The organism is Marinobacter sp. JSM 1782161 (genome assembly GCF_011421605.1).
Taxonomy (GTDB): domain Bacteria; phylum Pseudomonadota; class Gammaproteobacteria; order Pseudomonadales; family Oleiphilaceae; genus Marinobacter_A; species Marinobacter_A bohaiensis.
The window spans coordinates 219,162-242,662 of sequence record NZ_WSSA01000004.1 but is presented as its reverse complement, the minus strand read 5'-3'; the positions used below and the strand labels follow the sequence as shown (position 1 = coordinate 242,662).

The following is a 23,501-nucleotide window of genomic DNA, read 5'->3' as shown; positions in this document are numbered from 1 at the left end:
AACTGTGTCAGTATGGACCATTACTTACCGACTACACACATTTTGTCGCCAGGGGAGTCCGCCGCGACGCGGTGGACTGAGAACACGACGGGCCTTCCCGTCCCAAACCCTGGAACCTGATCCGGTTCGTACCGGCGGAGGAAGCGCGACGTGATTCTGACCTCGGTGGCCATAGCGGCCGCACTGCTTGTATTCACCTGGCTGGGCCTGCGCGCCCGGGCGACGGACGGCGGACTGGACGACTACGTCACCGCCCGCAATTCCCAGGGCTCCCGCGCCCTGGGGCTGTCCTTCCTGGCTTCCGGCATGGGCGGCTGGATCCTGTTCGCACCGCCCGAAGTGGGCGCCCTGGTGGGGCCGGTGGCCCTGGCCGGTTACGCCATCGGCGCGGCGCTGCCGTTCCTGGTGTTCGCCGCCTGCGGCCCGGCCATCCGCCGTCACCTGCCGGAAGGCCGCAGCATCGGCGAGTTTGCCGACGCCTGTTACGGACCCCGCATGCGCCGCTGGGTGGCGCTGATCTCGGTGTTTTATATGCTGTGCTTCCTGACCGCCGAGCTGACCGCGGTGGGCGCCATCACCGCGCTGCTGACCGATCTCGACGGCAATATCGCGGTGCTGGGTGTCGCCCTGGCAACCCTGACCTACACCGCCTGGGGCGGGCTGCGCGCCAGCCTTGCCACCGACCGCTGGCAGGCGCTGCTGCTGATCGCCCTGATCGCACTGGTCGCAGCGGTGGCCCTGCCGCAACTGCCGGATCGCCCCGCGACCGCCATGGCCTCGGCGCCACTGGGTGATGCCCTCGCCGTGGCCCTGACCCTGGTGATCGCGGTCACCGCCGCCAACCTGTTCCACCAGGGCTACTGGCAACGCCTGTGGGCCGCCAGCAGCGACCGGGCACTGGGCCGGGGCGCGGTGCTCGGTGGCATAACCACGGTGCTGGTCGTCGCCCTGGTGGGCGGTCTGGGCATTGCCGCGGCTGCCAGCGGCGCCGACCTGGGCAGCCCGCCCATTCCCTTCTTCGCGATGCTCGGCCAGGCGCCGGGCTGGCTAAGCCTGGCGGCGCTGGTGCTGGCGCTGACCCTGGTCGCCTCGTCGGTGGACACCCTGCAGAACGGGCTGGCGTCGCTGGCGGTGACCGAAAAACGCGGCCTATCGCTGAGCGGTGCGCGCTGGCTGACGGTGGGCCTGATGGTGCCGGTGGTGATCGTGGCGCTGCAGGGCTACTCGGTGCTGCGCCTGTTCCTGATCGCCGACCTGCTGTGCGCCACCGTGGTGGTGCCCGTGCTGCTGGGCCTGTGGTCGCGCATGACCATCGAGGCGGCGGTGTGGGGCGCCGTGGCCGGCCTCATCGGCGCCATCCTCCCGGGCTGGATCGACACCGGCAGCGCGATGCGGGGCCTGCACGCGGCCAGCTTCCCCGGCGGCGTACCGACCCTGGCGCCGTTCCTCGGGTCACTGCTTGCGTCCGCCGGGATCAGCGTTGCGGTGAGCCTTTTGCGCCCGCGCACCACGACCGCCTGACGGCCTGATCATCGGCCGGCCTCTCACGTCAGGCCGGCCGATCTGTCCAATCCCGCGGACACTGTCCATCGCCGCGGACACCGCCTCCGTCCCGTCCGCTGGGGCTTTGCCGCCCGACGCAGCCCCACACCTGTCCGGGAATCCGGATACTCCTCTCGGCCCCTGCCAGGCGCAGATTGCCAACCTGCTGTTTTAAAAGCTTTTCCTGGATTGGCATGGCAACCGCATAACACCCGGTTGCCGGGCCCAGTGGCCCGTCTGAATCCCCTTCATCACAACAACAAGACAGCAAGGAGCGCACCATGCCTACCCGATTGCTCATGGCGGTCGTCATGATCGTGCTGTTGCCGGCGCTCGCCAGTGCCGGCAGCGTCACCTCCAACACCCTTCCCGCCGGCAGCTACGCCGCCTCCCGGGACCGCCAGTACCAGGTCTATGTACCCGACACGCTGATCACCCCGGCGCCCATGGTCATGGCCCTGCACGGTTGCAGCCAGACCCAGTCCAACGCCCTCAACGAGTGGGGGCTGCAGTCGGCCGCCGACCGCTACGGGTTTATCCTGGTCACACCGTTCATCACCAGCTACGACGGCCTGCGCAACCAGAACTGCTGGGGCTTCTGGTTCGACCAGCACCAGCACGAAGGCTCCGGCGAGCCCCAGGATCTGCTGCGCATCGGTCAGGCGGTGGAGGCGACCTACAGCATCGACCCCAACCGCCGCTACATCACCGGCCTGTCGTCGGGCGGTGCCATGGCAGTGGTCGCCGCCGTCATCCACAACGAATACTGGGCCGCCGCGGCTCCGGCCTCGGGGCTGCCCTACGGTGAGGACGCCGCCTCGGTCTCCCTGTCCGGGCAGTGTCCCGGCTACGCCACCTTCCACAGCGTCAGTCAGTTGGTCAGCGACATGAACGCGGAACGGAACGACACCTACCCGATTCCGCTGATGGTCCTGCAGAACAACAACGACTGCACGGTCATCCAGCCGGCGGGACGCAACATCCGCGATGCCCACCTGCAGGTGTTCGGCGACGCCAGCCACAATACACCCGCCACCGCCCAACAGAGTCAGGCCACCTGCGCGCCGTTCCACCAGGACGACTACGACTGCCTGCACACCCGCTACGGTAACGGCGACGGCCGCTCGGTGATGGAGACGGTGTTCTTCGACGGGCCCACGGCGACAGCCAATACCACGGACACTGACCACGGCCATTACTGGGTCGGCGGCGAAGATGGCAGCGAAGGGGCCTGGGCAGTGCGCGCCGGTCCCAGCTACCCGGACATCATCTGGGACTTCTTTGCCCGCCACAGCCGGGACGGTTCAGGCGGAAGCAATGGCGATCCCTCACTGACCCTGAACGGCGACAACCCCATGACCGTGGATCTGGACAGCACGTTCACCGATCCCGGCGCCACCGCCACGGATCCGGAGGACGGCAGCCTCAGCGTCAACGCCGACTGCAGCGCCGTCGATACCAGCACCGAGGGCGACTACACCTGCACCTACTCTGCCACCGACAACGACGGCAACAGCGTCACCCGCAGCCGCACCGTGTCGGTCATCGATCCCAGCGCACCGGACGTCACCTGCGATACCGCCAACGCTTCACCCAGCGGCCATATCACGGCCGGACGAGCCACCGCCGGCGGCACCTCGGACCTGCGCGCCTTCTCGCTGACCGACCAACAGGACATCGGGGCGTCTTTCGACACCTGGTCGAGCGTCACGCTGTTCCAGGGTGAGCCGGGCACCTGGTACGCCGCGCAGCCGGAAGCCTGTCGAACAGGTGGCGGCGATACCGGCGGCGACGGCGACTGCCAGGACTGGTACGCCACCAATCTGCAGCACGACTCTGCCGGCCGGGCCTACTACCAGATGGGCTATTTCACCATCGGCGGCGACGACGCGCTGGGCGCCGTGTCGGGCACCTACGCCTGGGTCCACAGCACAGCGGCCGGAGTTTTCCAGGCGGGCCAGTGCCCGTGACAGCGTTCTCCCACCCGGCCTGGTGCCGGGTGGGAAGGGCTCATCCCTGACAACAATCGATAAAAACCAGAGGACATGATCATGCAACGTCTGACGCACCTGGCCCTGCTGGGCACCTGCACGCTGGTGCTGGCTGCCTGCAAAACCGACGACCTGCCAATCGCGGGCATCAACCAGAAGCCCGATTTCCTGACCAGCGACATCGTTCAGCAACGCTACGACAACGCCGACAACGACCTGCTGACCGGCGGCCTGGGAGCCAGCGGCCTGGCCAGCGCGACCGCACCGGCACCGGCCGATCCCCTCAACCCCACCGCCGCCGAACTGCGCACCCTGGCCATCTACAACAACTACCGGGCGCTGGTGGACACCACGGCCGGCGGCGGTTACGGCACCCTGTACGGGCCACAGGTGGATGCCGAAGACAGCGAAGGCCGGATCCAGGGCGATGAATACCTGGCCCTGATCACGCTCGATGACCGCGACGTGCCAGCCACAGTCATGCTGCAGATTCCCGACCGCTTCGACCCAGACAACGCCTGCATGGTCACCGCCCCATCGTCCGGCTCGCGCGGAATCTACGGCGCCATCGGCACCGCCGGGGAATGGGGGCTGAAGAAAGGCTGTGCGGTGATCTACACCGACAAGGGCACCGGGACCGGCGCCTTCAACCTGATGACGGGTGCCGGCCAGACACTTCTGGGCCAGACGACAACCGATGCCACGGCCCAACGTCAGTTTCAGCCGGATCTGTCGGCGTCGGACCAGGCCGCGTTCAACGCCGACTGGCCGGATCGCTTCGCGCTCAAGCACGCCCATTCGCAAACCAATCCGGAGGCCGACTGGGGGCAGTACGTGCTCAAATCGATCGAGTTCGGGTTTTACGTGCTGAACGAGGTTTATGGGGACGAGTTGCCCAACGGCAAGATCCGGGTGACCGTGAAACCGGCCAATACCCTGGTGATTGCATCGTCGGTGTCGAACGGTGGCGGCGCCTCGGTACGGGCGGCGGAGGAAGATCGCCGCGGCCTGATCGATGGGGTCGCCGTCTCCGAACCCAACGTAAACCCGACCGTGGAGAACGGCTTCAGCATCCGCCAGGGCAACGCGGCGCCTGTCAGCGACCACAGCCGCAGCCTGCTGGATTACACCACCGCCCTGGCGGTCTATCAGGGTTGCGCCAACCTCGCCCCGGACGTCCGGGACAACGCGCCATTCAACGCCGTGCTCAATGACGCCGCAGTGGATGACAACATCTGCAGTGCCCTGGCCGCCAAGGGTCTGGTCAGCGGGGCGGACACCGATACCCGGGCCATGGACGCGCAACGCATCCTGAATGAGACCTACGGCGTCCAGCCGGAGCAGAATCTGGTCGCCCCCAGCCACTTCGGCGCCGCCGTGGCCCAGAGCATCAGCATGACCTACGCCAACGCCTACGGGCGCTTCGGGGTCGAGGATCGCCTGTGCGGCCTGGGCTATGCCGCCACCAACGCCAGCACCGGCGCGGTCGAGCCGCTTGCAGACACCACTGAGGCGACCCTGTTCGCCACCAGCAACGGGGTTCCACCCTCGGCGGGCATTCACCAGGTGTTCGACGACGCCAGCGGAGGCCCCACCAACCTGGCACTCAGCACATCCCCCTCAAGCGGGTTGCCGGACTACGGCCTCGACGCCCTGCTGTGCCTGCGCAGCCTGGCGCTGGGCCGCGATGCGGTTACCGGGGCACCGCTGCCGGACGACCAGGCGGCCCAGGCCGAGCGCATCGCCGACGGCATTCGGGCGATCCGTGCCAGCGGCAACCTGCGGGGCACACCAGCGGTATTCGTCACCGGACGTTCCGACGCCATCCTGCCGATCAACCACACGTCGCGACCGTATTTCGGGCTTAATCGAACAGTCGAGGGGGCTCGCAGCCAACTGCATTACTACGAAGTGCTCAACGCCCATCACCTGGACGCGTTCAACGCCTTCCCGGGCTTTGACGAGCGCTACGTGCCGCTGCACCGCTATTACGTGGAAGCGCTGGACCGGATGTACGCCCACCTGAGCACCGACGAGGCCCTGCCGCCGAGTCAGGTGGTGCGGACGACTCCGCGGGGCGCGGGTGCTCCAGCCATTACCCACGCCAACGTGCCGCCGATTGCCGACACGCCGGAAGAAGCCGACCGGATCGTGTTTGAGGCCGGCGAAGTGGTTGTTCCTGACTAGTATCCGGCGAGGCTACTCCAGGTCGATGCGCCGGATCGCCTGGCGCAGGAAATCCGCCTCGGCCTGGAAGGCGGCCCTGCGCTCAGGGTCGCGGGTCGCATCGAGCTGGCTTTCCACGCCGGCCAGTTCCTGCACCAGCCAGCCGCGGATCATGATGTAGTAGCGGGTGTCCGTGCCGTAACGGGCGATGGTCTCCAGCGCTTCCGGGTCACCGGGCCGGTCCATCGCCGCATCCACCGCCAGCACCATCTCGCCGATCCGCTGCGACTCGCTGGGCGGCGTTGACTGGCACGCCGTCAGCAAGAAGGCGATGACCAGCACCGCCGACAGACGCTTCACCATCCCGAGGACTCCACGCCCGAATCCATGGCCAGCGCCGGCACGCGGCGGATGATCGCATCGCAGACGGCATCCTGGTCGAGGCCGTCGCAGTTGACGGTGATATCGGCGTAATGGCTGTAAAGGGCGTAACGCTCCTCGAACAGCTCGTCCAGAGTCTGGTCCGGGCGCTTGGAGATGCCACGCAGGCTGTAGTCGCCGATCCGCGCCTGCACCGTCTCCAGGGAGACGTTGAGGAACACCACCCGGCCCGACGTTTTCAGATGCTCCATGGCGCGCTGGCTGTAGACCGCACTGCCGCCGGTGGAGATCACCGCCCCGGATTCATGGACGCCGGCCAGCACCCGCTCTTCGATACGGCGCAGGGCGGCGTAACCCTCGGTGTCGACAATGTCCTGCAGGGTGCGACCCTCGGCGGACTGGATCAGCAGATCGGTATCGACGAAGCTCAACGCGGCCCGCTTGGCCAGCAGCACGCCGACGGTACTCTTCCCTGAGCCCGGCATGCCAATCAGGATTACATTGGTTCTCTCGGTCATTCCCTGGTCACCTTCTGAACGGTACTGGAAAAAATGGGGTGATCAGCAGAGCATACAACGCCCGCCAGAGCACATCATAGACGCCAACGCCTCCCACTTCGGGACCCATGGGCAAGATCCGATGGTCTATTGGCGGCCTACCCGTCAGGGCCGACACCAGGGCAGCGCCCGTTTTGGGGCATTCGGTCCCGGAAAGGGTGCGCTTTATCAGACACTTACAAAATACGCCTCACCGTTGGCGACACAAAACGCCAAATCCTGACCAACGACTCCCAATATTTCAGCAAGTTACGGACTCACTTCATAGCTTCCTATGCTTTGGCATGCCGCTTGCCACTCTCCTCGTGACCATCGGGCCGGGCCTCGTCCCGGAAATGAGCAACGACAAAGAGCCGCGAACATGAAGAATAGACGTCCTTTATCGCGATTTCTCGGCGTGACCACTGCCCTGATCACCCTGGGCGGTGCCTCCGGCCTCCAGGCCGCCGAGCCCTTCAAACCGGAAGTGATGAGTGTGGAACCGGCCATCAGCGACGGCCCCAATGTGTTCGTCAATCAGGCGAGCTGGGACGGCGCCAGCCGGGTCCACGTTTACGGCCAGGACGGCCTGACCTACAAGGGACTGGTGTCCATGGGTCTGACGTCGCAGCTGCTCCTGTCCGATGACGGTGCCACCGTCTACACCATTTCCGACTACATGAAGCGCTACACCTACGGCCCCATCGAGAGCGTGGTGCAGGCGTTCGACGTCAAGACGCTCTCGCCCAAGGGTGAAGCAATCGTACCCAACAGCGCGGCCCAGGCCATCGGCATGACGCAGCTGCTGGAAGACAGCGCCGACGGCGAACTGGTCTACGTGCAGAACGCCACGCCCGCCACCTCCGTCACGGTGGTGGATACCGAATCCATGAGCGTCGTCGCCGAGGTGCCCACCCCCGGCTGCTACGGCATCATCCCCGCCGCCAGCGGCCACCGGTTCTCCAGCCTGTGCGGCACCGGCCAGTTCAACACTTACACCCTGGACGGCAAGGACTACACGGTCGCCACCTCCGATACGCTGTTCAGCGCCGATGACGATCCACTTTACCTGCACGCCGAGCGCCGCGCCGACGACGAGCTGATCTTCACCTCGTTCAACGGCAATCTCTATCTGATGGACGACAGCGGTGAGACGGTCACCCTCAAGAAAACCCTGCCGGTCACCGAAGGCGTGGACGGCGACTGGGCCCCCGGCGGCTACGCCATCACCGCCTACAACAAGCCCAACGACATGCTGTTCATGATCGTGCATTCCGACGCCTACGACGGCAGCCACAAGGACGCCTCGGAGGAGGTCTGGGCCTACAGCATGGCGGACGAGGAGCTGGTCAGCCGCTCCCAGGCCCCTTACATGACCGCCATCGACGTCACCCAGGACGACTCACCACGGTTGTTCGGCACCAATGAGGAAGACGAAAGCGTCGACGAGTACGTGTTGGCCGACGACGGCGACTTCCAGTTGGTCAAAGCCGCCTCGGACGACAAGGTGGGCTGGGCCACATCCCTGCAGGTGGCCCCATGAGCGGCGTCGCCGGTCTGTTCAGCCTGACTTTCCTGGTGTTCACGCTGTTGCTGTTCCTGCGCGCGTTCACCCACAAGCTGTTCGACTTCGATGAATTCCAGGGCTTCCTGGCGGATTACGAGCTGCTGCCCGAGTCGCTGGTGCGCCCGGCGGGTATGGCACTGGTGGCGCTCGAGGGTGTCACGGTGCTGGCGCTGGTCTTCGCCGCCAGCCGCCCGATCGGCCTGTTCCTGGCCATCGCCCTGCTGGCGCTCTACGCCACCGCCATCGGCATCAACCTGCGGCGCGGCAACCGGCGCATCGAATGCGGCTGCGGCGGGGCCCCGCAATGGCTGAGCCGTTCGCTGCTGGTACGCAACGGCGTGCTGGGCCTGCTGGCGCTGGTGCCCCTGACGGCGCCGCCGCTCGAAACCAGCACGCCCGGCGTGATCGCCGCCATCGCCGCCGGCCTGTGCCTGTGGGTGCTCTACACCCTGTTCGAACAGGCCAACGCCAATCTGGTGGCGATGAAAGCCCGACAACACTGAGGATTCCCATGACAACCATCTACTTCATCCTGGCTTTCCTGTTCCTCGCCGTGATCGGCCTGGGCGTGGCCTTCTTCGTGCTCGCCCGCCAGATCGGCATTCTCTACGAACGCATCGCGCCCATGGGCGCGCTGGTCAACGAGTCCGGTCCCAAGGTGGGGGAGCAATCGCCCCGCTTCGCCCTGGCCAACCTCACCGGCGAGCCGGTCCACGTCGGCACGCCCACCGACCGCGCCACCCTGGTGTTCTTCCTGTCACCCACCTGTCCGGTGTGCAAGAAGCTGCTGCCCATCCTCCGTTCGGTGCGTGACAGCGAGGGCGACTGGATGCGCATCGTGCTGGCCAGCGACGGCGACGAGGCCAAACACCAGCGCTTCATCAACCATGCCAAACTGCACGACTTCCCCTACGTGGTCTCCACCGAACTGGGGCTGGGCTACCGGGTGGCGCGACTGCCCTACGCGGTGCTGATCGACCGCAACGGCCGCATCCGCGGCAAGGGGCTGGTCAACAGCCGCGAACAGCTGGAAAGCCTGTTCAATGCCCACGACATGGGCATCGGCTCCATCCAGGGTTACCTGGACGCTTCCCAATCCTCATCAGCACAAGGATAACGAGCATGAACAGACTGATTGATGCACTGATGTCACGCATGGACGCGGGTTCGGAGAGAATCGCCCGCCGGGTGGCCCACCACAGCGGCCGACGCAGCTTCCTGGGCAAGATGGGCATGGCCGTGGCCGGCAGCGCCATGCTGCCGATCCTGCCGTTCGACAAGAACTTCGGCGTGGCCCACGCCGAAGAAGCCGGGGGCGAGGACCACAACGACCCCACCAACTGCGAGTACTGGCGCTACTGCGCCCTGGACGGCAACCTCTGTAACGACTGTGGCGGCACGATTACCAGCTGCCCACCGGGAGCCGAGGCGTCCAAAGTGTCCTGGGTCGGCACCTGCAGCAACCCCAACGACGGCAAGGACTACCTGGTGTCGTACAACGACTGCTGCGGCAAGGCCGCCTGCACCGGTAACGAGTGCCTGACCAGCGAGCGCGAGCGGCCGGGCTACCGCATGGGCCTGCACAACGACATCAACTGGTGCATGGCCAACAGCTCCCAGGGCTACCACTGCACGGTGGCGGTCGTGGTGGGTATGGCCGGTGGCGCCTAGGCCCGCCCTCCTGGCACTGCTGATGGCACTGGCCTCTCCGGCACTCGCCGGGGAGGCCGGCACAGGCGGCGCCTGGACGCCCAAACAGAACTACACCCTGCGTTGCATCGGCTGCCACGGGCCGCACGGCGCCGGCAGCGAGCGGGGTCGGATTCCGGATTTCCGGGATTCGGTGGCGTCGTTCAGCTATCTGCCGCGTGGCCGGGAATACCTGTTGCACGTGCCGGGTGTGGTGGGCTCCAGCCTGAACGACCAGCAGATTGCCGACGTGCTCAATTACGTGATGAAGGAGTGGGGCGGGGAATCGCTGGGGCGGGGCTTCACACCGTTTACCGATGCCGAAGTCCATTACCTGCGGCAGACGGACGTGCAGGACGTGGTGCAATTGCGCCGCGAAGTCGCCCGCCAGCTCAAGGCGGAAGGGCGGCCCGTCGCCGACTATCCCTGGCCCTGAACCACGATCAACCGGTCGCCGTCGTGACACTGCGGGGGATCAGTAACCCGGCGGCCGGATCCCATTCCCAGAAGCGCTCCGGGCGCAGCTCGACGCCACCGATCCAGCGCCCATCGACGAGCAGCGGATAAGCCGAGGCGCGGCCCGCCATGACCGCCCGACCGTGATCGGTGAGTTCGTAGGTCTGGCGCGGATCGATCACCGGCGGCTGCGGCCCCGCGGTGGCCAGCAAGGCGGCGTCACCCTGTGCCAGGGTGTCCAGCAGCCAGTGAAACCCCAGGTCCCCGAGGAAACGGCGATCCTCGGTTTTCTGGTATTCGGCAAACAGTGGGCTGAAACGGTTCTCGCCCTGGGCGATCAGGCTGAGGGCATGGTAGGCGGTGCGCGACAGCCCGGTACCGGGCTGGGGGTATTCCTCCAGCACCCGCCGTACCGTGCCGTCGAGATACGGCAGGGCGGTGGTGTCTTCATCCAGCAGATGCACCCAGGCCTCGGGGTCAGGCTCACGGAACGCCCGCCAGGCGCGTTGGGCCAACTGGATCTGTGCCCGGCTGACCGGCGCTTCCAACGCCTCGAAACGCGGCCGCATCCCGTCCCGGCCCTCGCCCAGGTATTCGTCCGCGCACAACAGCGTCAGCGCGGTGTTCGCCGGCAGCCGCTCAGCGAGGGCGTCGAGCACCTGCAGCAACTGAAGCTGGTCGTACAGGTCATGCTCGAACCAGAGCCGCACGGCGTCGAATCGTCCACACCCCGCCAACAGGGCATCACGCTCGGCGAAATCCGCCTGCACCTGCTCAGGCGTTGACCAATGCCGCTCCGCGATGAACCGGGCGCGGCAGGCGGACAGTTCGGTCAGACTGAGGCCGGCCGGGACCGGCCCTTCGTGCAGGATGTCGCGCCAGGGCAGCCATTCACCGGTGACCCCGGCGTCCTGCAACGTCTCCAGGGCCCGATCGCCGTTGGTGATGTTGAGGACGGCGGCGGTCATGATCAGAGCTGATCGCCGGAGACAAATTTCAGCAGCACGGCGCCACTGGCATCGAACAGCGTCAGTCGTACGCCCTGTTGCTCGTAACGGGCCGTCTTCTGCAGTGCGTTCTGGAATGCCTGCTCGCGCTCCATGCCCTTGAAGCAGGCCATCATGGTGGAGGCCAGCGGGCCTAACTGGAGCTGGTCGCCGGTCAGGGTGTAGCCGCCGGAGAACTGGTTGCAGCCGGAGAAGCCGGAAACGCGGTCGTCCTCGCCATCCAGAACGATGTTGAGCTTGCGCTTGTCGCTCTCCCGGTCGATAGCGTCATCGCCGATGTGAGTCAGTTCCCAGAAAGTGCCCTCCAGGCTGTGGGCGCGCGTGTCGGCACGCGCCTTGTCAGCGATGGTTCCGCCGGTGCGGGACACCACAATGTCGACCGGTTCGGTCTGGGCCATGGGATCCACCGGGTTGGCCTGGGTGGAGATGAACATCAGCCGGTCCTCAACGGTCACCTTGGCGCGCAGGCTGTAGCGACGGTTGGGCAGCAGGTCGTCCGGATCGTAGGCCAGCTGGAAGTTCCAGGGCGGGGCACTGTCGGCCTTGAAGCGGGTTTCGGCGATCACGTGCGCCGGCGCGTCGGCCAGGGACACGTCTTCCAGGGTGACGGTCACGTCGGCACCGGGTGGCAGCATCATGCGCTCCCGGTACGTGACCGTGCCGTCGATTAATGTCATGTCGGAGGTCCCCTGCAACCAGGCGCAGCCGCTGGCCAGCACCAAGGCTCCCAGTACCAGGCTGATGCCCGTCCACTGGCTCATCCGTTTGAACATACGCTTAGCGCCGCGATTCATCCTGTTGTCTCCTGCTGGTCCATTTATTCACGGATCGATGACCGCCCCGTGACAGCAGCGGCCAACCTGTGCCTCTCAGATCTGCATCTCACGTTCAGACCTGTACCTTGCCACGCAGGGCCTTGGTGCGGCCGCGCTGGGTCTTGCGGTCCATGCGTTTGCGTTTGGCAGAGCGCGACGGGCGCGTGGCCCGGCGTGCCTTGGGAGTCTCGCCGGCCGCCTGCAACAGTGCCTGCAGCCGGGCCAGCGCATCCTCCCGGTTCTGTTCCCGGGTACGGTACTGCTGCGCCTTGATGACCAGGGTCCCGTCCTTATTGATGCGCTGGTCGGCCATGGCCAACAGGCGTTCCTTGTAGACCTCCGGCAGCGACGAAGCGCGGATATCAAAACGCAGGTGGATCGCGCTGGACGTCTTGTTGACGTTCTGGCCGCCGGCGCCCTGGGCTCGGATGGCGGTCCACTCGATTTCGTCGTCACTGATCACGACATTGCGGGAAATCCGCAGCACACTGTCTCCTGTTCGTTGGCGTTGAGCGATGGGCTGGCTCCCTCACACTATAAACCAGCCGTCGGGGTCTCGCCGGGGCGGGCCTCAGCGGGTACCAATCATCGGCCGTACCAGGGCCGGCCCACCCAGCTGACTCATCTGCCCGGTGATCCAGTCCACCCGCTGCCAGACGTAGGCGGAGGGACGCGCCGCGTTCAACGCCTTGGGGTTGGGCAACACCGCCGCCAGTCGCGCCGCCTGACTGGCACTGAGCTGGCGGGCGTGGATGCCGAAATAGCGCAGACTGGCCGCTTCCACACCATAGACGCCATCGCCGAACTCCGCGACGTTGAGGTAGACCTCCATGATGCGCCGCTTCGACCAGAGCGCTTCCAGGCCCAGGGTGATCCCCGCTTCCAGCCCCTTACGCACCAGTTGACGGCCGTTCCATAGGAACAGGTTCTTGGCGGTCTGCTGGGAGATGGTGCTGGCGCCGCGCAGATTGTCGCCGTCGCGATAATCCGCCACCGCCGTACGGATCGCATCCAGGTCCAGCCCCCAGTGTTGCAGGAAGCGCTGATCCTCACTGGCGATAACGGCCAGCGGCATCCAGGGCGAGATCTCCTCCAGCGCCACCCAGTTCTGCACCTGGCGGCGTTCCGGATGCTGGAAGCGGTCCGCCAGCATGAAGGCCGTGGTGGGCGGATCGACGAAGCGCAGCAGCGCGATCAGACCGAGCAGGAGCAGTAACAGCCCCAGCACGAGGAAGAACAGCCAGCGGAGGGTCCGCTTCCAAACCGATTGTCGCGCCACGCACCAGGCCCCCACTCCCGGATCCGATGAAATTCAGCCTTCCATGTTGCCCGGTATCGGCGACACGTCAAGTGACCGGACTGTCAGGCACCGCCCGATCCCGCCGATCCGCCCGGGCGGAACACTACCCCAGCGGCTGCAGGCGGGTGGCGGGGAAACGGTCGAGCAGGTGGTGCATCAGGTAGACCAGGCACAGGGTCACCAGCACCGCCACGGCCATGGAGCTGAAGCGGTAGAGGTCGCTGTAGATCAGGTCGTGCGCGGGCGTCAGATACTGGCCGAACAGGATTGCCATGGTGGTCAGGGCGCTGAATCCGGACGCCGACAGGCCGCCTTCCAGGGTGTGCAGGCGGGCGAACAGGAACAGGCTGAGCCAGAGACCGAAGGCGGTCAGCGGCAGGGTGGTGTAATGGTTCATCAGCACCAGTTGGACGATGAGGCCGAAATTACAGCCCACCAGGGTGCCAATGGCCCGGTTCCAGCCGGCCGGTCCGGCGCCTTTCCAGGTCATCGGGAACAGGATCAGGATGGTCGCCACCTGGGCCGACAGGGAACCGCGCAGGTCCATGACCTGGAACACCACGAACGACAGGGTGCACACGGTGGTGGCCAGGATCACCTCGTGACGCTGGTTACTCAGCGGTTTCTGCGCCATCTGCCGGGGCTGGCGTGGCTCCACATCCGGGAACAGCGTGTGCATCAGGAAGGCGATGAAGATGGTCGTCGCCGTGGCCCCAGCGTTGGACAGGGCCAGGTCGATCACGTCCGTCGACGGGTAGCTGGCAAAGTTGAACTGCATCGAGAGACTGACGATGCACTGGGCCCCGAACAGCAGGTTGGGTCCCCGCGACATGGCGCGAAAGCACAGGGTGAACAGGCCCAGCACGATCAGGACCATGGGCACCGGCTTGTCGCCGAACAGGCCATGCACCACCAGCACCACCACCGTGACCAGACCGGCCGCGGCGGCGAACTGGCGCACGATGTGGGCGTTGATGATCGGCACCATGCCCAACAGCAGCATCGGGTAAACGGTATAGAACGCGCCGTAGCTGCTGTTGCTGAGCTTGCAGATCAGAAAGCCGATGATACCGCCGAAGGCAATGCGCAGGCACTGTCGCAGATCGTTGGCGTTCATCGATGCCTTCTGGACCATCAGGACCGGCTTGAAGCGCGACATCGGCAGGCCCCCTAGTAGATGTAGTGCAGCAGGCTGACCAGGTGGATCTGTACGCTCCCCAGCCAGCTCGCCGGTCCGTCGACTGGGAACAGCTGCACCGTCGCCCGGGCGCCGGAGGGCATCTGCTCCAGCCGTTGCGGATCGCGGGTCAGTTGCAGATGCAAGCGCTGGCGCTGGGCGTCGCGCACCCAGCGGTCGGTGGACTGGGGCGTGGCCAGGGTGCCGTCGGGCAGGATCTGGCCCTGACCGGTGCCGGCGTCGATGGCCTCGACCCGGGCCGGGTACACGTCACCGGGGCGCCCGTCGAAGACCACCGAGGCGGTGTCGCCGGGATGCACCTTGGTCAGAGATTTTTCCCGAAAATCCGCCACGATGTCGGCACGATCACCCACCAAAGCCGCCAGCGCCGTACCGGCCTTGGCGTAGGTGCCGGGCTGAACCTGGAGATTGGACACCACCCCCGGCTCTTCCGCCCGAATCTCGGTGTAGCTCAGGTTGAGCTGGGCCTGGGCCAGGTCGTTGCGAGCCTGGCGCAGCAGCAGGTTCTGGTCGTCGGTGACGCCGCGCTGCACTTCCAACTGCCGGACCTTGGCGCGAGCTGCCGCCACCTGGGCGCGGGCGGCGTCGTAGGCGGAACGGGCCTGGTCGGCCTGTTGCCGGGACACACCGCCCTGTTTGATCAGACGCTGCATGCGCCGGTGATCGCGTTCGGCCTGCTCGGACTCGGCCTGGGCGGCGGCCAGGTCAGCCTCGGCGGCGGCGATGGCGGCGTCGTATTCATCGTTCTGCACGCTGGCGGACTCCAGCGCCAGCCTGGCCTGTTCCACCGCCAGCTCGAACGGTCGCCGGTCGAGCGTGAAGAGCCGATCGCCCACCGCCACATGCTGGTTGTTGCGTACGTGAACGCTGGCCACCTGGCCGCTCACCTGGGGCGCCACCTGGACAACCGGGTGCATGACCCGGGACTGCGGCGTCAGCGGCATCCACAGATCGGCCATGAGGAAATAGGCAAAGACAAGCGCAAAGGCCACCAACGACAGGTGGACCCACCGGGCAAACTTCTGATCCGGCGTCATGGTTCGGGATTCTCCTTCTGGTCCTGCTCCAGGTGGCGGCGCACGTTGGCTTCCATCAGGGTGAGCAGGTCGGCAAAGACATCGGCCTGTTGCTGGGTCACGCCCTCGCAGATCGCGGCGCGGACATCCAGGATCCGACGTTCCATCAACGCCACCCGGTCGCGGCCGGTCTCGGTCAGCCACAGGCGGTGAGCGCGGCGGTCGTGGGGGTCGGGCCGGCGTTCGAGCAGGTCGAGTTCTTCCAGCTGGTTGAGGGTGCGGGTCAGCGACGGCATTTCGATTTCAAGCTCCCGGGCAAGCTGCTGCTGGCTGCAGCCTTCGCCGATCTTCACCAGGTGCACCATCACCGCCCAACGGCTCTCCGTCATCCCCAGATCGGCGACGGATTCGGTGATCGCACGCCGCCACAGTCGGTGCAGGCGCCCCAGGGCACCGCCCAGCGAGGGTTTCAGGTCGGTATGGATGGACAGGGTCAGATCGTCGTGACCGGGAAGACGGGTGTCCGTGTTGGCTTCGGACATGAGGTGTCCTCCTGGGCTGGCGACGCATCTGGTCGCTTACAAATCATTAGTGTAGCAAGCTAATATAAACCACCATTCTAACAATTTATAATTTTAGTTAGCCAGCTACCAATAATACGTAGATCTGCTTACCCGATATCGTGGGGATGAGGGCCGTTAATAAACGGGTTCGAGGACGCGCCGGGTATTCCAGGCTTCCGGCACCCCGGCCTTGAGGTGCTCGATCAGGGCGCGGGTGCGGCGCGGCAGTTGGCCGTGCGAATGCACCAGCCAGACGGGAAGGGCCGGCCCCTGCCATTCCGGCAGGCACAGTTGCATGGCGCCGGGGTGATGCCGGTTGCGCAGGGCTACCAGCCAGTGCGGCATCAGGCCCAACCCGCGACCGCGCACGATGGCATCGCCCTGCAGGGTGAACTGGTCGACGCGGAAGGACGGTTGCGACGGCTTCAGGGGATAGATGCCCTCACGCGGGTGATGCAGGATGACCCCGTCGGAGGCCACGCCCATCATGTCCACCCAGTCATAACGCGCCAGCTCACGGGGATGGCGCGGCTCGCCGTGGCGTTCCAGCAGTTCGGGGCTGGCATAGATGCCCTGGCTCAGGCTGCCCAACTGGATCTGTCGCATCGGACAGTCGTGCAGGGGCCCCAGCCACAGGCAGACATCATCGCCCGGATCGCCCCGGGGCGGTTCGGTCTGGGTGCGCAGGACCACCTTCACCTCCGGATGCCGCTCCATGAAGCTTTCCACCTGGCGCGTAAACCAGCCCCGGGTAAAAGCGCTGTGGGAACGCAGGACCAGCTCACCCCGCACCTCGCCGCGCAGCTCTTCCAGGGCATCCTGCCCCCTTCCGGCCAGCTCCAGGATCTCGTGACAGTAGCGGTAGAACACCTGGCCGGCCTCGGTGGGGCTCAGGCGATTCGATTCCCGTCGCAGCAGGCTTTGGCCGATATTGGCTTCGAGCTGACGGATGCGCCGGCTCAGGGTCGACTTGGGCAGATCCAGATCGCGGGCGCTGGCCGACAGGTTGCCGGAGCCGATGACCGCCACAAACGCTTCCAGCTCCTTCAGATCAAACATTGGTTTTCCACCCCCGTTCCGGAATCTGCAACAAAGCGTTCGACTTTATCACCTGCCCACCATGAACGCGAATTATTATCATTTATAAAAATTTACAGATTCTTTGCAATCCCTGTTTTTGCAATTCCTGTGCTGGAGACGCTATGCCTTTACACCAAAAAAACCTCGCCGCAGCCGTCAGTGCCGCCACGCTGGCCAGTCTGGCCATGATCCCCGGTCAGGCCTGGTCCCAGGAGTCGGACGACGATTCCACCACCCTGGCCCCGCTGGTCGTGACCGCCGCCGGCTTTGAGCAGGACGTCACCGACGCGCCCGCGTCGATCACCGTAATCGACAGCGAGAAGCTGAACAGCGGTTCCTATGAAGACATCACCGACGCCCTGCGCGACGTGCCGGGCGTGATCGTGACCGGCGGCGGTGCCGGCGACAACGGCGCTGACATTTCCATGCGCGGCATGGGCGCCAGCTATACCCTGCTGCTGGTGGACGGCAAACGCCAGGGTAGCCGGGAAAGCCGACCCAACGGCTCCGCCGGCTTCGAGCAGGACTGGCTGCCACCGCTGGCGTCCATCGAGCGGATCGAGGTGGTGCGCGGGCCTATGTCGACGCTGTATGGCTCCGACGCCATCGGCGGTGTCATCAACGTGATCACCCGCAAGGTGCCGCGCGAGTGGACCGGTAACGTGGAGATCAGCACCATCTACCAGGAGGATCAGGACTCCGGGAACGTCCAGCAGGCCAATTTCAACATCGGCGGGGCCCTGGTCGAGGACCTGGTGGGCCTGCAGGTGTACGGTCGCCAGTACAGCCGGGAAGAAGACGAGATCATCAACGGCTATGAAGAGAAGGACCTGCAGAGCGCCACGGCCCGCCTGTCCTTTACCCCGACCCAGGACCAGGACTTCGTGCTGGAAGCCGGCGTCACCGACCAGCGCCGCCGCTCCAACGTGGGTGTGTCCGGCCAGGCCGACGGCTGCCGCGGCGGTTGTACCGACTCCGACAACAAGCACATCCGTCGCTACTATTCCCTGAGCCACACGGGGCGCTGGGCCATCGGCACCAGTGACAGCTACGTTCAGCGCGAAGAAACCGAAAACCAGTCGCGCGAAATCACCATCACCAACACCGTCGCCAAAACCAGCCTGGTGGTGCCCCTCGCCAACCACACCGCCACCGTCGGTGCCGATTTCGAGAAAGAGGAACTGGAAGACCAGACATCCAACCAGATTTCCGACCGCACCGAGATCGACAACGAGCGCTGGGCCGTCTTCGCCGAGGATGAATGGCAGATGACCGACAGCTTCGCCCTGACCGGCGGCGTGCGCATGGACGACGACGAGAACTACGGCAGCAACATCAGCCCACGTCTCTACGGCGTCTGGCGCTTCGCCGAAGCCTGGACCCTGAAGGGCGGCGTTTCCACCGGCTACCGCGCACCCAGCCTGCGGGAAATCACGCCGGACTGGGGCCAGACCAGCCGCGGCGGCAACGTCTACGGCAACCCGGATCTGGAACCGGAGACCTCGCTCAACAAGGAAATCGGACTGCACTACAACGATTTCGCGACCGGCCTGAACGGCTCGGTGACCGTGTTCCACAACGACTTCGACGACAAGATCACCCGCGTCGCCTGCCCGCAGACGATCTGCGACGCCGGCCCCAACCAGTTCGGTTCCGATCCCACCTACCGCATCAACGTGGACGAGGCCGTGACCCAGGGCGTGGAAGTCAGCCTCGGCGCGCCGCTGACCGACACCCTGGAGGCGAACGTCAGCTACACCTATACCGATTCCGAACAGAAGTCCGGCGAGTATGAAGGCGAGCCGCTGACCCAACTGCCCAAGCATCTGGCCACCCTGGGCCTGGACTGGGAGGCCTCCAATCGCGTCAAACCGTGGCTGCGCGTGACTTACCGTGGCGAGGAAAGCAACCCGACCACCGGACCATCACAAAGCTCCACCATCGCGCCGTCCTACACCTTCGTCGACAGCGGCCTGACCTTCGCCGTCACCGAGCAGGCCACCATCAAGGCTGGCGTCTACAACCTGTTCGACGAGGACGTGAACTACGACGAGTACGGCTACACCGAGGACGGCCGCCGCTACTGGCTGGCCCTGAACGTCGGTTTCTAACCGACGTAAGGACTCTGTAAAGATCGGCGCCTGCGGCGCGCTATCCGGCCGCTTCTGGTAGGATAGGCTCGCAGGCTTTCCAAACGCGAATGGGAAACATCAGCACTATGACATCGAATCATCCGGCCCGCCGCGGGCTCAGCCTTGTTTTCAGCCTCGCCATGGCCTTTGGCGCCGGGCACGCCTTTGCGGAAGCCCGCACCCTGGACACCGCCTACGGCCCGGTCACGGTCGACGGCGATGCGGAACGTGTGGTTACCCTTTACGAAGGCGCCCTGGACAGCGCCTACGCGGTTGGCGTCGAGCCGGTGGGCGCGATCATGACCCGCGGTGGCGACGGTGTCGCCACCTATCTGCAGGATCGCGCCGACGGCATCAACATCGTCGGCACCGCCCGCGAAACCAATCTGGAAGCCGTGGTCGCCCTGCAGCCGGACATCATCCTGGCGTCCTCCCGACTGCCCAAAGAGCAATACGACCTGCTGTCGAAAGTCGCCCCGACCCTGGTTCCGACCACCAGCGGTTTCAAACCGGACAACTGGCGCGCGGAAGCCGAGTTCTTCGCCAAGGCGCTGGACAAGGAAGACGAGATGCAGCAGGCCCTGACGGACGTGGACGCCCATATCGCCGAGGTAGCCCAGACCGTCGAGGCGCGCATTCCGGCCGACGAACGCGACGCAGTACTCGCCCGCTGGATGCCCCAGGGCCCGCTGATCATGGCTTCGACCCTGTTCTCCACCGGCCTGCTGGAAGCCACCGGCTTCACCGTCGGCGACGCCGGTGCGGTCAAGGCCAACCGCCCGCACAGCTCGCCGCTGAGCCAGGAGAACCTGAACCTGATGGACGGCGACTGGCTGTTCCTGGCCACCCTCAACACCGAAGGCCGCGACGCCCTCGCCGCCGCCGAGAAATCGCCGGCCTACAACCGCCTGTCGGTGGTCGAGAAAGGCCACGTGATTCCGGTGGACGGGCAGATCTGGACCAGCGCCACGGGCCCGCTGGCGGCGCAATCCATCCTCGACACCATTGAGAGCCAGTTGCCCGATGCCCGGTAATTCGTAATGCGGTCCAGGCTATTCGCCTCAAGGCGCAGATACCGTCTGCGCCAACCGTTGATCCCGTTGCTGCTGGCGACGGGATTTTTGCTGTTGGGGGTCTGCCTCGCCAGCCTGCTGCTGGGGGCGGGCTCCGTATCGCCCGCCGACGCCATCCAGGTACTGGCCGGGCAGGGCAGCGACGAGGCCCATTTCATCGTCACCGAATTACGCCTGCCGCGCACCCTGGTGGGGCTGGCGGTGGGTATCGCCCTGGGCATCGCCGGCGCGCTGATGCAATCGGTGGCGCGCAACCCCCTGGCCGAGCCCGGGTTATTGGGCATCAGTGCCGGCAGCGCCTTTGCCGTCGCCGTGGCCCTGGTGCTGGGCGCCAGCGCCGCTACCCTGACCGTCGCCGTGGCCCAGTTCGGCGCCCTGTGCGGCTGCCTGTTCGCCTTGGGCGCGGCGCGCCTGCAGGGTGTCGGCAACGACCCGATCCGCCTGGTGCTGGCCGGCGCCGCGCTGTCGAGCCTGCTGATCGCGCTCACATCCCTGTTGCTGTTGTTCGATGAACGCGCCGCCGACGAGATCCGCTTCTGGGTCACCGGCAGCGTCGCCGGCCGCAACCTTGATTCACTGATGCGGGTCATACCGTCGTTCAGTGTGGCGGCGCTGATCACCCTGTTGATCGCCCGCCCGCTGGCTTCTCTGGCGCTGGGCGAGCGGGTGGCGGTGGGCCTGGGGCACCGCCCGGGGCGTATCCGCCTGCTGGTGGTGATCGCCGTGGCGCTGCTGGTGGGCGGTGCCACCGCCATGGCCGGGCCGATCGTGTTCGTGGGTCTGGTGGTGCCGTTTGCCGCCCGCGCCCTGGCCGGTCCGGATATCCGCCGCACCCTGTGGTTGTGTCTGCCCATCGGTCCGATCGTGGTCATCGGCGCGGACGTGCTGTCGCGCCTGATCGCCGCGCCCACGGAACTGCCGCTGGGCGTGCTGACGGCCCTGATCGGCGCCCCGGTGCTGCTGGCCATTGTCCGCGCCCGTCGTCTCCCTTCGCTCTAACCGGTCACTGAACAGTCTATGGATCTGTCCCACCCCGTCATGCCCCGGCCCACCGACAGGCCGCCCGCCCCCGATGGCTACTGGCGCCTGCGCCTTTCGACCACCGCCCGAGGCTGGAACCTGCTGCTGGACAAGCGCTCGGTCGCCGTCAACGGAGTGTTGCTGATCGTGCTGATCGTTGCGGCGCTGGCCTCCCTGTCGCTGGGCACGGTCAAACTGTCGCCGCTGGAAACCCTGCACGCGCTGATGGGCCAGGGGGCCACCATGAGCCAGTTCGTGGTGCAGGAACTGCGCCTGCAGCGGGTATTGGCCGGCATCGCCACCGGCGCGGCCCTGGCTCTGAGCGGCTGCCTGATGCAGACCCTGGCGCGCAACCGGCTGGCCACGCCCGGCATCATCGGCATCGACAACGCCGCCACGGCCTTTGCTGTCGCTTCGGTGGTCAGCGCCGGCATCGCCATCGCCCCTTCGGCCATGTCTCTGGCCGGGGCCGCCACGGCCACCGCCCTGGCGTTCGGCCTGGCCGGCGGCAGCGGCACCCGGGGGTATCGTTTCATCGTCGCCGGCCTGGGCATTGGTGCCGTCGCCGGGGCGGTGACCCAGGTGATGCTGAGCCGGGTGGCGATCGACACCGCCAACGCGGCCTATCCCTGGACCGTGGGCAGCCTCAACGCCCGCGAGCCGCTGTCCACGGCCATTCTGGGCGCAGGGCTCGCTCTGGGTCTCATGGGTGCGATCTACCTGGGGCGCTACCTGCGCATCCTGCAGTTCTCCGACCAGGTGGCCGTGGGTCTCGGCATCCGCCTGCGCCAGGTCCGCTTCGCCGGGTTGTTCCTGTCGGTGGTGCTGACCGGCCTGGCGGTGGCCGTGGCGGGCCCGGTGGGCATGGTGGCGCTGCTGGGCCCGGAGGCCGCACGCGCGCTGTGTCGCTACCGGGGCGTGCCGCTGCTGGCCTCGGCCCTGGCCGGCGCCATCGTCATGGTGCTGGCGGACCTGACGGGGCGGATCATGCTCGCCCCCATCGAAATTCCGGTCGGTATCGTCACCGCCATCGTCGGCAGTCCTTACCTCTTGTGGATTCTGCTGCGCCGTTCCCCGAGGAGTCATCTATGAGCCATTTCCTGGCCACCCCGTTCCGGCAGATCGATCTGCAGGCCAGCGCACTGGGCCTGGCGCACGGCCCGCACACGATCATCGACGATCTCGACCTGACCCTCAAACCCGGGGCGGTCACGGCCATCGTCGGGCCCAACGGTTGCGGCAAGTCGACCCTGCTCAACGGCCTGGCCCGGGTCCACGCCCCGTCCAACGGCGTGGTCCTGCTGGACGGCAAGGACATCCACCGGCGCCCGTCGCGGGAAGTGGCCCAGGAGATCGCCCTGCTGCCCCAGGACAACGCCGCGCCGGAAGGCCTGACCGTGTCCGACCTGATCCGCTTCGGCCGCCAGCCCCACCAGGGCTGGCTGCGCCAGTGGTCCGGCGACGACCGCGACGCGGTGGAGCGGGCGCTGGCCGCGGCCGACCTGGAGAGCCTGCGTCACCGTTCCCTGGACACCCTGTCCGGCGGCCAGCGCCAGCGCGCCTGGATCGCCATGGCCATCGCCCAGTCGACGCCCCTGCTGCTGCTGGACGAGCCCACCTCCGCCCTGGACCTGGGCCACCAGATCGAAGTGTTCGAGCTGATCCGCGAGCTGTCGGAGCAGGGCAAGACGGTGGTGATGGTGGTGCACGACCTGGTCAGCGCCTGTCGCTACGCCGACGAGCTGGTGGCCATGCGCGAAGGCGCCATCATCGCCCAGGGCGCGCCCTCGGACGTACTGACGGAAGACCTGGTGCGGGAACTCTACGGGGTGAACTGCCAAGTAGTGCCGGACCCGGCCTGCGGCAGCCCGATGCTGGTGAACGTGCGGCGGGTGGGGAAGGAGAATCGAACGAGAGGGGCGGCAAAAACGCCGCACCCGAGCGTCGAATAACGCCGGGCACGGCCAAT

Annotated in this window: 23 protein-coding genes and 1 riboswitch; of the genes, 13 read left to right on the top strand and 10 right to left on the bottom strand. The window is 66.3% G+C overall.

The window, feature by feature from the left end; genetic code table 11:
- Positions 1 to 40 precede the first annotated feature (40 nt).
- Positions 41 to 161, top strand: a riboswitch (TPP riboswitch).
- The 3 genes from GQB00_RS17565 (at position 151) to GQB00_RS17555 (ending at position 5,720) form a co-directional block, all read left to right on the top strand.
- Positions 151 to 1,521, top strand: a complete 1,371-nt coding sequence (locus GQB00_RS17565) for a sodium:solute symporter family transporter (protein WP_165857265.1) — start codon at positions 151 to 153, stop codon at positions 1,519 to 1,521. It overlaps the preceding riboswitch by 11 nt.
- A 302-nt stretch (positions 1,522 to 1,823) precedes the next feature.
- The gene (locus tag GQB00_RS17560) at positions 1,824 to 3,512 is read left to right on the top strand and encodes a PHB depolymerase family esterase (RefSeq protein WP_165857264.1); all 1,689 of its coding nucleotides are present in this window, start codon (positions 1,824 to 1,826) and stop codon (positions 3,510 to 3,512) included.
- A gap of 81 nt (positions 3,513 to 3,593) precedes the next feature.
- The gene (locus GQB00_RS17555; protein WP_165857263.1) at positions 3,594 to 5,720 is read left to right on the top strand and encodes a 3-hydroxybutyrate oligomer hydrolase family protein; all 2,127 of its coding nucleotides are present in this window, start codon (positions 3,594 to 3,596) and stop codon (positions 5,718 to 5,720) included.
- A gap of 12 nt (positions 5,721 to 5,732) precedes the next feature.
- Here GQB00_RS17555 and GQB00_RS17550 read toward each other — a convergent pair whose 3' ends face one another.
- Complete coding sequence (locus tag GQB00_RS17550; RefSeq protein ID WP_165857262.1) at positions 5,733 to 6,062, bottom strand: hypothetical protein; 330 nt, start codon at positions 6,060 to 6,062, stop codon at positions 5,733 to 5,735.
- Positions 6,056 to 6,598 (bottom strand): shikimate kinase, encoded by a 543-nt coding sequence (locus GQB00_RS17545; protein WP_165857261.1) that lies wholly within the window; start codon positions 6,596 to 6,598, stop codon positions 6,056 to 6,058. Before GQB00_RS17545 ends, GQB00_RS17550 begins: the two co-directional genes overlap by 7 nt.
- A 400-nt stretch (positions 6,599 to 6,998) precedes the next feature.
- Here GQB00_RS17545 and GQB00_RS17540 point away from each other — a divergent pair, with 400 nt between their 5' ends.
- Genes GQB00_RS17540 through GQB00_RS17520 form a run of 5 tightly spaced genes read left to right on the top strand, consistent with a single transcriptional unit; the run spans position 6,999 to position 10,308 of the window.
- The gene (locus tag GQB00_RS17540; RefSeq protein ID WP_165857260.1) at positions 6,999 to 8,159 is read left to right on the top strand and encodes an amine dehydrogenase large subunit; all 1,161 of its coding nucleotides are present in this window, start codon (positions 6,999 to 7,001) and stop codon (positions 8,157 to 8,159) included.
- Entirely contained in the window at positions 8,156 to 8,686 is a 531-nt protein-coding gene (locus GQB00_RS17535) for a MauE/DoxX family redox-associated membrane protein (RefSeq protein WP_165857259.1), read from the top strand. The genes GQB00_RS17540 and GQB00_RS17535 overlap by 4 nt, the downstream gene beginning before the upstream one ends.
- 8 nt (positions 8,687 to 8,694) lie before the next feature.
- A complete protein-coding gene (gene mauD, locus GQB00_RS17530; RefSeq protein WP_165857258.1) occupies positions 8,695 to 9,300 on the top strand; it encodes a methylamine dehydrogenase accessory protein MauD in 606 nt (201 codons plus the stop codon).
- Between the two features lie 5 nt (positions 9,301 to 9,305).
- Positions 9,306 to 9,854, top strand: coding sequence for a methylamine dehydrogenase light chain (locus GQB00_RS17525; RefSeq protein WP_165857257.1), 549 nt, complete (start codon positions 9,306 to 9,308; stop codon positions 9,852 to 9,854).
- Complete coding sequence (locus tag GQB00_RS17520; RefSeq protein WP_165857133.1) at positions 9,844 to 10,308, top strand: c-type cytochrome; 465 nt, start codon at positions 9,844 to 9,846, stop codon at positions 10,306 to 10,308. The genes GQB00_RS17525 and GQB00_RS17520 overlap by 11 nt, the downstream gene beginning before the upstream one ends.
- A gap of 7 nt (positions 10,309 to 10,315) precedes the next feature.
- On the opposite strand, the gene GQB00_RS17515 is transcribed toward GQB00_RS17520, so the two are convergent.
- From GQB00_RS17515 to GQB00_RS17480, 8 genes are all read right to left on the bottom strand, one after another.
- Positions 10,316 to 11,296: a hypothetical protein gene (locus GQB00_RS17515; RefSeq protein ID WP_165857256.1), complete on the bottom strand. Its 981-nt coding sequence runs from the start codon at positions 11,294 to 11,296 to the stop codon at positions 10,316 to 10,318.
- Between the two features lie 2 nt (positions 11,297 to 11,298).
- Positions 11,299 to 12,129, bottom strand: a complete 831-nt coding sequence (locus GQB00_RS17510; RefSeq protein ID WP_165857255.1) for a YbaY family lipoprotein — start codon at positions 12,127 to 12,129, stop codon at positions 11,299 to 11,301.
- A gap of 94 nt (positions 12,130 to 12,223) precedes the next feature.
- Positions 12,224 to 12,637 (bottom strand): alternative ribosome rescue aminoacyl-tRNA hydrolase ArfB, encoded by a 414-nt coding sequence (gene arfB, locus GQB00_RS17505; protein WP_165857254.1) that lies wholly within the window; start codon positions 12,635 to 12,637, stop codon positions 12,224 to 12,226.
- Between the two features lie 84 nt (positions 12,638 to 12,721).
- Positions 12,722 to 13,429 carry a monofunctional biosynthetic peptidoglycan transglycosylase gene (mtgA, locus tag GQB00_RS17500; RefSeq protein WP_165857253.1) on the bottom strand — a complete coding sequence of 236 codons (708 nt, stop codon included), beginning with the start codon at positions 13,427 to 13,429 and terminating at the stop codon, positions 12,722 to 12,724.
- A 124-nt stretch (positions 13,430 to 13,553) separates the two neighbouring features.
- Positions 13,554 to 14,585, bottom strand: a complete 1,032-nt coding sequence (locus tag GQB00_RS17495; protein WP_228276918.1) for a DUF2955 domain-containing protein — start codon at positions 14,583 to 14,585, stop codon at positions 13,554 to 13,556.
- A gap of 35 nt (positions 14,586 to 14,620) precedes the next feature.
- Positions 14,621 to 15,685: an HlyD family secretion protein gene (locus GQB00_RS17490; RefSeq protein ID WP_165857252.1), complete on the bottom strand. Its 1,065-nt coding sequence runs from the start codon at positions 15,683 to 15,685 to the stop codon at positions 14,621 to 14,623.
- Positions 15,682 to 16,206, bottom strand: a complete 525-nt coding sequence (locus GQB00_RS17485) for a MarR family winged helix-turn-helix transcriptional regulator (RefSeq protein WP_165857251.1) — start codon at positions 16,204 to 16,206, stop codon at positions 15,682 to 15,684. The genes GQB00_RS17490 and GQB00_RS17485 overlap by 4 nt, the downstream gene beginning before the upstream one ends.
- Before the next feature lie 156 nt (positions 16,207 to 16,362).
- The gene (locus tag GQB00_RS17480) at positions 16,363 to 17,286 is read right to left on the bottom strand and encodes a LysR family transcriptional regulator (protein ID WP_165857250.1); all 924 of its coding nucleotides are present in this window, start codon (positions 17,284 to 17,286) and stop codon (positions 16,363 to 16,365) included.
- Positions 17,287 to 17,429: 143 nt separating this feature from the next.
- On the opposite strand from GQB00_RS17480, the gene GQB00_RS17475 reads away from it, so the two are divergent.
- The 5 genes from GQB00_RS17475 (at position 17,430) to GQB00_RS17455 (ending at position 23,484) form a co-directional block, all read left to right on the top strand.
- On the top strand, positions 17,430 to 19,418 hold the full coding sequence (locus GQB00_RS17475; protein ID WP_165857249.1) for a ligand-gated channel protein: 1,989 nt from the start codon (positions 17,430 to 17,432) through the stop codon (positions 19,416 to 19,418).
- Between the two features lie 107 nt (positions 19,419 to 19,525).
- Entirely contained in the window at positions 19,526 to 20,473 is a 948-nt protein-coding gene (locus GQB00_RS17470; protein WP_165857248.1) for an ABC transporter substrate-binding protein, read from the top strand.
- A 93-nt stretch (positions 20,474 to 20,566) separates the two neighbouring features.
- Positions 20,567 to 21,511, top strand: coding sequence for a FecCD family ABC transporter permease (locus GQB00_RS17465; RefSeq protein ID WP_266096066.1), 945 nt, complete (start codon positions 20,567 to 20,569; stop codon positions 21,509 to 21,511).
- 18 nt (positions 21,512 to 21,529) lie between these two features.
- The gene (locus GQB00_RS17460; protein ID WP_228160646.1) at positions 21,530 to 22,624 is read left to right on the top strand and encodes a FecCD family ABC transporter permease; all 1,095 of its coding nucleotides are present in this window, start codon (positions 21,530 to 21,532) and stop codon (positions 22,622 to 22,624) included.
- On the top strand, positions 22,621 to 23,484 hold the full coding sequence (locus tag GQB00_RS17455; protein ID WP_165857246.1) for an ABC transporter ATP-binding protein: 864 nt from the start codon (positions 22,621 to 22,623) through the stop codon (positions 23,482 to 23,484). Before GQB00_RS17460 ends, GQB00_RS17455 begins: the two co-directional genes overlap by 4 nt.
- Positions 23,485 to 23,501 lie beyond the last annotated feature (17 nt).